The 12,869-nt window shown below is 70.8% G+C and carries 7 protein-coding genes; 6 read left to right on the forward strand and 1 reads right to left on the reverse strand.

Annotated elements, in window-relative coordinates; translation table 11 throughout:
• Nucleotides 1-184 precede the first annotated feature (184 nt).
• From E5671_RS28215 to E5671_RS28225, 3 genes are all read left to right on the forward strand, one after another.
• Nucleotides 185-760, forward strand: coding sequence for a sigma-70 family RNA polymerase sigma factor (locus tag E5671_RS28215; RefSeq protein ID WP_160506701.1), 576 nt, complete (start codon nt 185-187; stop codon nt 758-760).
• 152 nt (nt 761-912) lie between these two features.
• The gene (gene guaB / locus E5671_RS28220) at nt 913-2,430 is read left to right on the forward strand and encodes an IMP dehydrogenase (RefSeq protein WP_160506702.1); all 1,518 of its coding nucleotides are present in this window, start codon (nt 913-915) and stop codon (nt 2,428-2,430) included.
• 142 nt (nt 2,431-2,572) lie between these two features.
• Complete coding sequence (locus tag E5671_RS28225) at nt 2,573-3,697, forward strand: GuaB3 family IMP dehydrogenase-related protein (protein WP_160506703.1); 1,125 nt, start codon at nt 2,573-2,575, stop codon at nt 3,695-3,697.
• Nucleotides 3,698-3,794: 97 nt separating this feature from the next.
• Here E5671_RS28225 and E5671_RS28230 read toward each other — a convergent pair whose 3' ends face one another.
• Nucleotides 3,795-5,048, reverse strand: coding sequence for a nucleotide sugar dehydrogenase (locus tag E5671_RS28230; RefSeq protein WP_160506704.1), 1,254 nt, complete (start codon nt 5,046-5,048; stop codon nt 3,795-3,797).
• 251 nt (nt 5,049-5,299) lie between these two features.
• On the opposite strand from E5671_RS28230, the gene E5671_RS28235 reads away from it, so the two are divergent.
• The 3 genes from E5671_RS28235 (at nt 5,300) to E5671_RS28245 (ending at nt 12,842) form a co-directional block, all read left to right on the forward strand.
• Nucleotides 5,300-7,006 (forward strand): FAD-dependent oxidoreductase, encoded by a 1,707-nt coding sequence (locus E5671_RS28235; RefSeq protein ID WP_160506705.1) that lies wholly within the window; start codon nt 5,300-5,302, stop codon nt 7,004-7,006.
• 446 nt (nt 7,007-7,452) lie between these two features.
• A complete protein-coding gene (locus tag E5671_RS28240; protein WP_160506706.1) occupies nt 7,453-9,600 on the forward strand; it encodes a protein kinase domain-containing protein in 2,148 nt (715 codons plus the stop codon).
• 176 nt (nt 9,601-9,776) lie between these two features.
• Nucleotides 9,777-12,842 carry a protein kinase gene (locus E5671_RS28245; RefSeq protein WP_160506707.1) on the forward strand — a complete coding sequence of 1,022 codons (3,066 nt, stop codon included), beginning with the start codon at nt 9,777-9,779 and terminating at the stop codon, nt 12,840-12,842.
• The last annotated feature ends 27 nt before the right edge of the window (nt 12,843-12,869 follow it).

Raw genomic sequence — 12,869 nt, forward strand, 5'->3', positions numbered from 1 at the left:
AGCGGTTGCCGTTGCTTCGCCGCCGATGCCGCATCCTTGAGGTGTGGAGTTCCTCGGGGACAGGTCGGTCGAGCGGGAGGGGAGGGCGCACGAGATGAGTTCCGGCGCACCCGCTCATAACGCTTCGGTGCACAACTACGGACGTGGTGCCGCGGATCAATCAGCGCCAAGGCACCATGGACCGATGCGCGATGACAGGACGACGGTGATCGGTGCCCTCGTCCTTCGCGCGGTCGAGGGTGACGAGCAGGCGACGCACGATCTGCTGGCTCATGTGCACCCCCTGGCGCTGCGGTACTGCCGCACCAGACTCTCCCGACTCCCGGGCGACGCGCGGCATTTCGTGGAGGACCTGGCGCAGGAAGTGTGCGTCGCGGTCCTGCTGGCGCTGCCGCGCTACAAGGACACGGGGCGCCCCTTCGAGGCGTTCGTCTTCGCCATCGCCGCGCACAAGGTCGCCGACCTGCAGCGCGCGGCGATGCGCCACCCCGGGTCCACGGCGGTGCCGTCGGACGAGATGCCGGAGCGGCCCGACGACTCCCTCGGTCCCGAGGAGCGCGCGCTGCTCAGCAGCGACGCCGAGTGGGCCAAGAAGCTGATGGCGAACCTTCCGGAGAACCAGCGCGAGCTGCTGCTCCTGAGGATCGCGGTCGGGCTCACGGCCGAGGAGACCGGGCAGATGCTCGGTATGTCCCCGGGCGCCGTGCGGGTCGCGCAGCATCGCGCGTTGAGTCGGTTGCGGGCGCTGGCCGAGCAGTAGCGATCACGACTTGCTCGACATGTGACTTCAGCGGCCGTTCATGCCGTATGAACGTACAAACCTAGTCGATGATCTTGATCGTGGAATGAGACACCCTCCGTTCCCGTTAGCATGGACATCCGCACCGATCAAGGCCATTTGGGGAAGGTGTCATGACTGCAAACGGCGGTTCTTCGACTGGGGTGCCCGAGAAATTCGCGACGCTCGGGCTGACCTACGACGATGTGCTGCTGCTGCCCGGCGCGTCGGACATGGCGCCGGACCAGATCGACACTTCCTCGCTCATCTCGAAGAACGTCCGCGTGAACGTCCCGCTGCTTTCCGCGGCTATGGACAAGGTCACCGAGTCCCGCATGGCGATCGCCATGGCGCGACAGGGCGGCGTCGGCGTGCTGCACCGCAACCTCTCCATCGCGGACCAGGCCAACCAGGTCGACCTCGTGAAGCGCTCCGAGTCCGGCATGGTCACCGACCCGATCACGGTGCACCCGGACGCGACGCTCGGCGAGGCCGACGCGATCTGCGCCAAGTTCCGCATCAGCGGCGTCCCGGTGACCGACCCGGCGGGCAAGCTGCTCGGCATCGTCACCAACCGCGACATGGCCTTCGAGTCGGACCGCACGCGCCAGGTGCGCGAGGTCATGACGCCGATGCCGCTCGTCACCGGCAAGGTCGGCATCTCCGGCGTCGACGCCATGGAGCTGCTGCGCCGCCACAAGATCGAGAAGCTTCCGCTCGTCGACGACAGCGGTGTCCTCAAGGGCCTCATCACGGTCAAGGACTTCGTCAAGGCCGAGAAGTACCCCGGCGCAGCCAAGGACAGCGAAGGCCGCCTCCTGGTGGGCGCCGCCGTCGGTGTCGCGGGCGACGCCTTCGAGCGTGCCCAGGCCCTCATCGAGGCGGGCGTCGACTTCATCGTCGTCGACACCGCGCACGGCCACTCCCGCCTGGTCGGCGACATGGTCGCCAAGATCAAGTCCAATGCTTCGGGCGTGGACGTCATCGGCGGCAACATCGCCACCCGTGACGGCGCCAAGTCCCTCATCGACGCCGGTGTCGACGGCATCAAGGTCGGCGTCGGGCCCGGCTCCATCTGTACGACGCGTGTCGTCGCCGGTATCGGCGTACCGCAGGTGACGGCCATCTACGAAGCGTCGCTCGCCGCCAAGGAAGCCGGTGTCCCGGTCATCGGCGACGGCGGCCTGCAGTACTCGGGCGACATCGCCAAGGCGCTCGTCGCCGGCGCGGACACGGTCATGCTGGGCTCGCTGCTCGCAGGCTGCGAGGAGTCGCCGGGTGAGCTGATGTTCATCAACGGCAAGCAGTTCAAGTCGTACCGCGGCATGGGTTCGCTCGGTGCGATGCAGACCCGCGGCGACCGCAAGTCCTTCTCCAAGGACCGCTACTTCCAGGAGGGCGTCGCCTCCGACGAGAAGCTGGTGCCCGAGGGCATCGAGGGCCAGGTGCCCTACCGCGGCCCGCTCTCCTCGGTCGTGCACCAGCTGGTCGGCGGTCTGCGCCAGTCGATGTTCTACGTAGGCGGCCAGACGGTTCCGGAGCTCCAGAGGAACGGCCGTTTCGTACGGATCACCTCGGCGGGCCTCAAGGAGAGCCACCCGCACGACATCCAGATGACGGTCGAAGCGCCGAACTACACGAACAAGCGCTGACGGCGATCCACGCGCGCGTGGGGGCGGGTCCGGATTCCCGGGGCCGCCCCCTTTGCGCGCGTCGGGGATACTGGAGCGGCAGACCGAGTGCCGAAGTGCCGAAGAAGTGCGAAGTACCGAAGAAAGCTGAAGGGCCACCCACGTGACTGAGATCGAGATCGGGCGCGGCAAGCGCGGCCGCCGGGCGTACGCCTTCGACGACATCGCCGTCGTGCCTAGCCGTCGTACCCGCGACCCGAAGGAGGTCTCGATCGCCTGGCAGATCGACGCCTACCGCTTCGAGCTGCCCTTCCTGGCGGCGCCGATGGACTCGGTCGTCTCGCCGCAGACCGCGATCCGCATCGGTGAGCTGGGTGGACTCGGCGTCCTGAACCTCGAAGGCCTGTGGACGCGGTACGAGGACCCGCAGCCCCTGCTCGACGAGATCGCGGAGCTGGACACCGACAACGCGACCCGGCGCCTCCAGGAGATCTACTCCGCGCCGATCCAGGCCGACCTGATCAAGCAGCGCATCAAGGAGGTGCGCGACTCCGGTGTGGTCACCGCCGCCGCGCTCTCCCCGCAGCGCACCGCCGAGTTCTCCAAGGCCGTCGTGGACGCGGGCGTCGACATCTTCGTCATCCGCGGGACCACCGTCTCCGCCGAGCACGTCTCCGGTGCCGCCGAGCCGCTCAACCTCAAGCAGTTCATCTACGAGCTCGACGTGCCGGTGATCGTCGGCGGCTGCGCCACGTACACCGCCGCGCTGCACCTGATGCGTACCGGCGCGGCCGGTGTCCTCGTCGGCTTCGGCGGTGGCGCCGCGCACACCACGCGCAACGTCCTTGGCATCCAGGTGCCGATGGCCACCGCTGTCGCGGATGTCGCCGCCGCCCGCCGTGACTACATGGACGAGTCCGGCGGCCGGTACGTGCACGTCATCGCCGACGGCGGTGTGGGCTGGTCCGGCGACCTGCCCAAGGCCATCGCCTGCGGCGCCGACTCGGTGATGATCGGCTCCCCGCTGGCCCGCGCCACGGACGCGCCCGGCAAGGGCCACCACTGGGGCATGGAGGCCGTGCACGAGGACGTGCCGCGCGGCAAGCGCGTCGACCTCGGTGTGGTCGGCACGACGGAGGAGATCCTCAGCGGTCCCTCGCACATCCCGGACGGCTCGATGAACTTCTTCGGGGCGCTGCGCCGCGCGATGGCGACGACGGGCTACAGCGAGCTCAAGGAGTTCCAGCGCGTCGAGGTGACGGTCGCGGACTCGCAGCACAAGCGGTGACGCCGCGCTGAGCGGAGCGTGTGACTGAGGTGGGGCCCGGACGCTGATGCGTCCGGGCCCCACTCGTGTGCGGGGAGCCGCACGCGCGCGTGCCCGGCTACAGACGGTGGGCCGCGCCCGCCGGGGTCGCGCCCCTGGTGTCCAGGAGCAGCTGAGCTTTCACAGCGAGGCCCTGTAGGTCGTACGTGCGGTGGTGCTGGAGCAGGATCGTGAGGTCGGCGTCGGCCGCCGCCTCGTAGAGGGAGTCCGCGCGGGGGACGGGATGGCCGAGCACGCGCCAGGTGGGGACGTAAGGGTCGTGGTAGCTGACGGCGGCGCCCATCTCCATCAGACGGGTCGCGACCTCCTGGGCGGGGGAGCCCTGCTGGTCGGCGAGGTCGGGCTTGTAGGTGACGCCGAGGAGCAGGACGCGGGCGCCGCGCGCGGACTTGCCGTGTTCGTTGAGCAGGGTCGCCGAGCGCTGGATCACGTACCGGGGCATGCGGTCGTTGACCTGCTGGGCCAGTTCGACCATGCGCAGGGGGTGCGCGCCGCGGCCGGGGCCCGGGATGTCCAGGGGGACGCCGTGGCCGCCGACGCCGGGTCCGGGACGGAAGGCCTGGAAGCCGAAGGGCTTGGTCTCGGCGCAGCGGATGACGTCCCACAGGTCGATGCTCAGGTCGTGGCAGAGCACGGCCATCTCATTGACCAGGGCCATGTTCACGTGCCGGTAGTTGGTCTCCAGGAGGTGCACGGTCTCGGCCTCGCGTGGGCCACGCGCGCGTACGACCTTGTCGGTGAGGCGGCCGTAGAAGGCGGCGGCCGATTCGGTGCAGGCCGGGGTGAGGCCGCCGATGACCTTGGGGGTGCCGGCGTAGCCGTGGGTGCGGTTGCCCGGGTCGAGGCGTCCTGGCGAGTGCGCGAGGTGGAAGTCGCGGCCCGCGCGCAGGCCTGAGCCCTCTTCGAGGATGGGGCGCAGGAATTCCTCCGTGGTTCCCGGGTAAGCGGGTGACTCAAGGATGACCGTGGTGTGCGGGCGCAGTCGCGCGGCCAGGGCGCGGGCGGCGTCGGCCACCTGGCTCAGGTCGAGGCTGCGGTCGGCCGCCGGAGGAGTGGGAGCGCAGATGACCGCGGTGCGGACCCTGCCGAGCTCGACCGGGTCGGTGGTGGGCCGGAAACCCCCCGAGAGCATCCGGCGGACATCGGCGGCGGTGAGGGTTCCCTCGGCGCCGTCGCAGGGCAGGCGGCCGCCTGCCAGGTCGACGGCGCGCGCGGGGTCGTAGCCGATGGTGGCGATGCCGCCGGAGACGGCGGCCTGGGCGAGGGGCAGGCCGAGGTGGCCGAGACCGATGACGGCGAGATCTGCGGGCATGGCGGTGGGCCGTCCTCCCAATAGCCGGAGCGGGACGAGCGCGCAAGTCCTGTGGACAAGGTGGACCAGCGCAATGTCAGACTAGGAGTAAATATGACCGTTATGCGGCATTGCGCTGCGCCGGGCGTCGGAGTGTTGGCCCCGGGTTGGCCGGAGGTTGTCCACAGGCGGCGGCCGAACTCAGCGGACCTGACCAGAATCTGGGCATGATGTGAGCGCGACCACACCCGACAGCTAAACGGGAGGCAGCGGTGAGGACAGCGACCTTGGGACCGGCGGAGCGTGCCGAGTCACTTGCGGGAATGGCCGAGCGGGAGCTGGATGTCCTGGTCGTGGGCGCGGGAGTGGTCGGTGCGGGCACCGCACTTGACGCCGTGACCCGCGGCCTGTCCACCGGCCTGGTCGAGGCACGGGACTGGGCGTCGGGCACGTCGAGCCGGTCGAGCAAGCTGATCCACGGCGGACTGCGCTATCTGGAGATGCTCGACTTCGCGCTGGTGCGGGAGGCGCTGAAGGAGCGCGGCCTGCTCCTGGAGCGGATCGCCCCGCATCTCGTGAAGCCGGTGCCGTTCCTGTACCCGTTGCAGCACAAGGGCTGGGAGAGGATCTACGCCGGATCGGGCGTCGCGTTGTACGACGCCATGTCGATGTCGCGAGGCCATGGCCGCGGCCTGCCCATGCACCGCCACCTGACCCGGCGTCACGCCCTGCGCGTCGCCCCGTGTCTGAAGAAGGACGCGCTGGTCGGGGCGATGCAGTACTACGACGCGCAGATGGACGACGCCCGCTATGTGGCCACCCTGGTGCGCACCGCGTCGGCGTACGGCGCGAAGGTCGCCAACCGCGCGCGCGTGACGGGCTTCCTGCGCGAGGGCGAACGGGTCGTCGGCGCCCGGGTGCAGGACGTCGAGGGCGGCGGGGAGTACGAGGTCCGGGCCAAGCAGGTGGTCAACGCCACCGGTGTGTGGACGGACGACACCCAGGCGATGGTCGGCGAGCGGGGGCAGTTCCACGTCAGGGCGTCCAAGGGCATCCATCTGGTCGTGCCCAAGGACCGGATCAACTCGACGACCGGGCTGATCCTGCGGACGGAGAAGAGCGTCCTCTTCGTCATTCCGTGGGGGCGGCACTGGATCGTGGGGACGACCGACACCGACTGGGACCTGGACAAGGCGCATCCCGCTGCGTCCAGCGCCGACATCGACTATCTGCTCGAGCATGTGAACTCGGTGCTCGGGGTGCCCCTTTCACGGGACGACGTCCAAGGGGTGTACGCGGGGCTGCGGCCGCTGCTCGCCGGCGAGTCGGACGCCACGAGCAAGCTGTCGCGTGAGCACACGGTGGCGCATCCGGCCCCGGGCCTGGTGGTCATCGCGGGCGGCAAGTACACGACGTACCGCGTGATGGCGAAGGACGCCGTGGACGAGGCCGTGCACGGCCTCGACCAGCGGGTCGCCGACTGTGTCACCGAGGACATCCCGCTGGTCGGCGCCGAGGGGTACAAGGCGCTGTGGAACGCGCGCGCCAGGATCGCGGCCCGCACCGGGCTCCATGTGGTGCGCGTGGAGCACCTGTTGAACCGGTACGGCTCACTGGCGGAAGAGGTCCTCGCCCTCGTCACGGCCGATCCCACCCTGGGCGAGCCACTGCCCGCCGCGGACGACTATCTGCGCGCCGAGATCGTCTATGCCGCGTCGCACGAGGGCGCACGGCACCTGGACGACGTGTTGACCCGGCGCACGCGCATCTCGATCGAGACGTTCGACCGGGGCACGCGCAGTGCGCGGCTGTGCGCCGAGCTGATGGCGCCGGTCCTGGGCTGGGACAAGGACCAGGTGGAGAAGGAGGTCCAGCACTACGAGAAGAGGGTGGAGGCGGAGCGGGAGTCGCAGCGGCAGCCGGACGACCTGACGGCGGACGCGGCGAGGCTGGGGGCGCCGGACATCGTGCCGCTCTAGCGCTCCGCTGGTTGACCGGATTGGTGTCTGCGGGTGCGTTGCGGCTGGTCGCGCCGTTCCCCGCGCCCCTTCGGGACGCCAAGTCGCCACGCTACGTGTGGAACTCGGCTGTGAGGAGGGTGCGTTCGAGTTCCGGGTCCGCTATCTCGTGGTGGGCGAGTGTGGAGCCGCGGCGGGGGCCTTGCCCCGGGTGACGAGCGACGGAAGAGTGGCGTCCGGGCCGGTTTCGCGGCCAACGGCGCACTGGCGGAAGTCAGGCCGAAAAGGGCCATCGCGAGGGGTATGGCCAGCAGTGTCCGTGGATTGGGCGTGGCGGTCCCTCCTTGTACGGAGCCCGTCATGAGGGACGTTGGACCCTGGGCGTAGACCGGTCCCCGAGTGAGGGACAATGGAGGCTCTGTCAGGGCGGGTTGCGCGGGTAGCAGCGGTAGCAGCAGAGGGGACGCATGTCGGACGCGGAGAAGACGGGTCAGTCCCGTCAGGACAAGAGCGAACGTCTCCTCTCCGGGCGCTACCGGCTGGGAGAAGTGCTCGGCCGCGGCGGAATGGGAACCGTCTGGCGCGCCAAGGACGAGACACTCGGCCGTACGGTCGCGGTGAAGGAGCTGCGCTTTCCCTCGAGCATCGACGAGGAAGAGAAGCGGCGGCTCATCACGCGTACGTTGCGTGAGGCCAAGGCGATCGCGCGGATCCGCAACACCAGTGCGGTGACCGTGTACGACGTGGTCGACGAGGACGACCGGCCGTGGATCGTGATGGAGCTGGTCGAGGGCAAGTCGCTCGCCGAGGCCATTCGCGAGGACGGGCTGCTCACGCCGAGGCGCGCGGCCGAGGTCGGGCTCGCGGTGCTCGACGTACTGCGGTCCGCGCACCGCGAGGGAATTCTGCACCGCGACGTGAAGCCGTCGAACGTGCTGATCGCCGAGGACGGGCGAGTCGTCCTCACGGACTTCGGCATCGCGCAGGTCGAGGGCGACCCGTCGATCACCTCCACCGGCATGCTCGTCGGCGCTCCTTCGTACATCTCGCCGGAGCGGGCGCGCGGTCACAAGCCGGGCCCGGCGGCCGACCTGTGGTCGCTCGGCGGTCTGCTGTACGCGGCTGTGGAAGGCGTGCCTCCGTACGACAAGGGGTCGGCGATCGCGACCCTCACCGCGGTCATGACCGAGGACGTCGAACAGCCGACGAACGCGGGGCCGTTGGAGAAGGTCATCTACGGCCTGCTCGCCAAGGACCCCGAGCAGCGGCTCGACGACGCGGGGGCGCGGGCGCTCCTGATCGACGTGATTCACGCGCCGGAGGTCAAGGACGAGCCGGAGCCGGTCGACGCGACGAAGGTCGTGCCGCTGCCTCCGGTGCCGCCGACTTCCGGCGTGGGGAAGCGGTTCGGAAAGGGCAAGGGCAAGGGCGGCTCCTCCGGCCGTGCGGGCGTGGCCGGTGGCGGCGCTGTGGGTGCCGCTGGGGCCGCTGGTTCGGCGGATACGGCTGAGTCCTCCGGGGCGGCTGGGTCTTCCGGGGCCTCTGGGACCGTCGGGTCCTCCGCGGATTCCGGTGGCAAGGGCGAGGAGGCCGCCGAGCGGCTGAAGGGTGCGCTCCGGTCGGTGCGGAAGGCCGCGGCTGCGGCTACCGCGCGGGGCGCGGGGGCCGGTTCGGGTGCTTCCGGTTCCGGTGCCAATTCCGGTTCCGGCTCTGCTTCTGGGGCGGTGACGGAGAAGCCTTCGCGCTCCGGGGCGGCTGGAGGAGCCTCCGCTTCTTCGAATACTCCGCCGGTTCCCGCGACGCCGCCACGTGCGGCGCCTCCCAGGGCCTCGCTCACCGACGTGGTGCCTCGGCGCACGCTCGTGATCTTCTCGTTGGCCCTCGCGCTCGCCGTGCTCGGAACCGTGCTCGCGTTCGCGCTGAGCAACGGGGACGAGAGCGGTGCGCGGGACAGCAAGAACGGCGGCGACAAGGCCGCGTCCAGCGGGGCGACCGCGGGCAGCGGCGAGAAGGAGGAGGACAAGGGCGCCGGGCAGGACGGCGGCGCCGGGGAGGACAAGGGCAAGGGCGACACGGAAGCGGGTGCGGGGTCGAGCCCCGGTTCGGGTGACGGCCACGATCCGAGTGAGAGCGGCGACGACGGTGGCGACGGTGGCGACGACTCCGGCAAGAAGCCGGAAGACGGCGCCGAGTCGACGTACAAGCACTCCCAAGGCTTCTCCGTGGGGCTGCCCAAGGGGTGGAAGTACCAGTCCACGGGTGCCGCGGGCGCGCGTTTCACCGGGCCGGACGGGCAGAAGCTGCTGATCGGCTGGACTCCCACGCCCAAGTCGGACCCTGTGGGCGACTGGAAGAACCAGGAGTCGTACATGGTCCGGTCGCAGTACAAGCGCATCCGGATAGAGAAGGTCGACTTCCGCGGCTGGAACACGGCCGACTGGGAGTTCACGTACGTCGACGGCGGCACGAAGTACCGCTCGATAGACCGCGGTTTCGTCGTGAACGACAACTTGGGCTACGGACTGATGTATACGGCCAAGGCGGCCAAGTGGGACAGCGACGAGCGCAAGGACGCGTGGCGGACCTTCACGAAGTCGTTCGAGCCGAAGAAGTAGCGATCGAGTAGCGATCGAGGGGGCCCGCGGTACGCGTCCGGTGTATCCGGTGAGATCTCGCATCCCCTCAATGTGGTTTGCCTCCGGCACGTATCGTGAGTGCTTGCGGACCGTACGCAGCCGCAACAGGGCATAAGGCGAACGGAATTGACCACCGGTCGGACGGGGGAGGCGTCGTGGACGAATACGCGGGGCGGGTACTCGCCGACCGCTACCGCCTGCCGCTGCCTCCTGCGGATGAGTACGAACTCGCGGAGACGCGGGCCTTCGACACGTACAGCGGGCAGGAAGTCCTGGTCAGGCAGGTGCCGTTGCCCGAGGTCGTCGACGCGGAAGTGCTTGAGCTCGATGAGCGGGACCTGCCGGAGGGGGAGCTTCCGGCAGGGTTCGTGAGCGCGGGGGCGGTGCGGCGGCTTTCGGCGCGCACGACCCGGCGGCCCTCGGATCCGGCGGTGCGCCGCGCGATAGAGGCGGCGCAGGCCGCCGCGCAGATTCCCGACCATCCGCGGCTCGACCAGGTCTTCGACGTGTTCGCCGAGGGCGGTTCGCTGTGGATAGTCAGCGAGTTGGTGGCGGCGAGGCCGCTGGCCGCGCTGCTCGCGGACCGGCCGCTGAGTCCGTACCGCGCGGCTGAGGTCGCGTCGGACGTGGTGACGGCGCTGCGGGTGCTGCACGCGCATGGGTGGGTCCACCGGAACATCACCGCTCGCACGGTCCTGGTCTGCGACGACGGCCGGGTGGTCCTGACGGGCCTCGCGGCGGGCGCGGCGGAAGAGGCGCTGTGCGGGTACGACCCTCGGCCTGAGGAGCTCTTCGGGGGGCCCGATGCGGACGAGCGCGCTGCGGACGAGCGCGCTGCGGACGAGCGCGCTGCGGACGAGCCCGCTGCGGACGAGCGCGGCGATGAGCCCGATGAGGCGTACGGGCCCTATGAGGCGTACGAGGTCGCCCCGGCCCCGGCGCCCTCGGAGCCCCCGGAGCCCGCGGGTGACGCGCGGGCCGCACGGACCAGCGCCATAGCCGCGTATCGCGCCGGGGCGCGGGCCGCGGCGCGGGTGAGCGAGGACGAGGGGCGCCGGGGCCCGGAGTTGCCGGGGCCCAGGGCAGGCGGTGACTCGGCGGGGGCCGAGGGGTACGACGAGGGCGGCAGGAGCGGCGGCGAGGCCGAGGCTGCGGGGCGGATCCTGGACCCGTACGGCGTCGGGGGTACGAAGCCGTGGCACGGGGCTGTGCCGAGGGGGAGTTCCGGCGCGGGCAGGGGTGTTGGAGGCCCCGCAGAGGGCGCTCCTGGCAGGGCAGAGCGAGGCTTTGAGACCGGCCGCGGCGAGGTAGCCCCCGAGGGCGGCGGCCGCGGCGGGCAGGACGCCGGGCCTGGCTACGAGGGGCTGGGTTCCGGGCCGAGCCACGGTGGGCAGAGCACGACGGCTGCTCGTGGTGGGCGAGGCGCTGGTTACGGTGTTGCGGGTTCCGCGCCTGGCCGTGGTGGGGAGGGCTCTGGCTACGGTGACTTGGGCCCCGCTTCCGGCCGTGGTGGGGAAAGCTATGGCTCCGGTGTTCCGCGCCCCGCGCAAAGCCGTGGTGGGCAAGGGCGTCCCGCGGAGGGTTCGGGTGCGTACCGCTCCGTGGGCGGGCGTGGGGAGCAGGGGCTGCCCGCTTCGGCTTCGGGGCAGGGCGGGCCGGGGGCCGTGTCCGGCCGTTCCGTCTCGCGTCCGGGTGCGTCTGGTTCCGCAGTTGGCCTTGGTGGGCCGGGAGCTGGCTCCGGCCATGGCGCGGCACCCGCCACCCCGGCATCATCCGGCCACAGCTACTGGGACGCCCTCGTCGCCGAGCGGCGTGGGGGGCGGCGTGGGCCCGCCACCGCTCTTGCCGCCGAGCGGGCCCGGCACGCCCGGATGACCGTGGTCGGGGGCGTGACCGAGCGGTGGGCGCCCGAGCAGGCCGGGCCCGTGCACGAGAACTGGCAGCTTGCCCCGCCCATCGGGCCCGCCACCGATCTCTGGGCGCTGGGCGCGCTGTTGTTCCGGGCCGTGCAGGGTCACGCGCCCTACCCGGAGGAGAGCACCTTCGAGCTCGTCCAGCTGGTGTGCGCCGAGCCGCCCGCCTTCGCGGAGGAGTGCGGGCCGCTCCGGCCCGTCGTCGAGTCGTTGTTACGGCAGGACCCCACCGAGCGGCTCGACATCGAGGAGCTGAGCGGCTGGCTTCGCTCGCTGGTCCGCTCCGCGCCCGAGCCGGAAGCCGGTGCGAACGTCGTGCCCGCGCCGCCGTTCGACGCCCGGCGGCTGCCCGTCGTACGCCGTCGCGGTGATCTCGTACGCCGCAAGAAGCGGCGCGCCCCCGCGCCCGCGGCCACCACCCCCCTGCCGAACTCCCGGCAGAACGGGCGCCACAAGCACAAACACAAGCGAGGGCGGGAAGCCAGGCAGGCAGCCACCGCGCCCATGCCCAAGCGGACCGTCTCCATGCCCAAGCGGACGGCCCCCGCGCCCAAGCGGAGCGGTACGGGGCGGCCACGTTCCCTGGGGCGCCTCCTGCTCCTCCTCATCCTGGTCGGCCTCGCCGCGGCGGTCGCGTACGCCATGGTCTTCATGCCCAAGGCGGGGGAGAACGAGGGCGGCGAGCGCGCGGGCTCCGCGGGCGACCCCGGCACCAGCCAGGCGCCCGACCCCGGCAGCACCTCCAGCGCCCGGCCCAGCGAGGACGGCGGAGAGGACGGCAAGTCCGGTAAGCCCAGCGACAAGCCCGAGAAGAGCCCCGGCTCGCAGAAGCCGCAGACCAGCGGGCCCGAGGTGCCGCAGGGCTTCACGCTCCGCAAGGACGCCGAGGGCTTCAGGGTCGCTGTCGCCAGCGGCTGGGACCGGCAGCCCAAGAACGGGCGGGGCCAGGTCGTTTACACGAAAGGCGACTTCGAGCTGATCGTCGTGCCGGGGCGTGACGGCACGGACGAGTACGGCAGCGACCCCATGAAGTACCAGCGCGAGCACGAGCGCGAGCTGCAGCCGTTCCGCGACTCGACCTGGGCGGAGTCGTCCGGAATGCGCAGGATCGACGTGGGCGGACGGGTCATGGGCGAGGGGCAGTTCACCTGGCAGGGACCGGGCGGCGGCGAAATCTTCGTACGCAATCTCGCGATGATCGTCGGCGGGAAGTACCACGTCGTGCAGATCCGGGGGCCCGAGGCCGAGCGTGATGAAGTGGACCGGCTCTATGAGCAGGCCTCGTCGACCTATCAAGTCACTGATTGACGTCGCCGGATCGTCCGAAGGTCATCA

Origin of the sequence: Streptomyces sp. BA2, from assembly GCF_009769735.1 — a bacterium.
Taxonomy (GTDB): Bacteria; Actinomycetota; Actinomycetes; order Streptomycetales; family Streptomycetaceae; genus Streptomyces.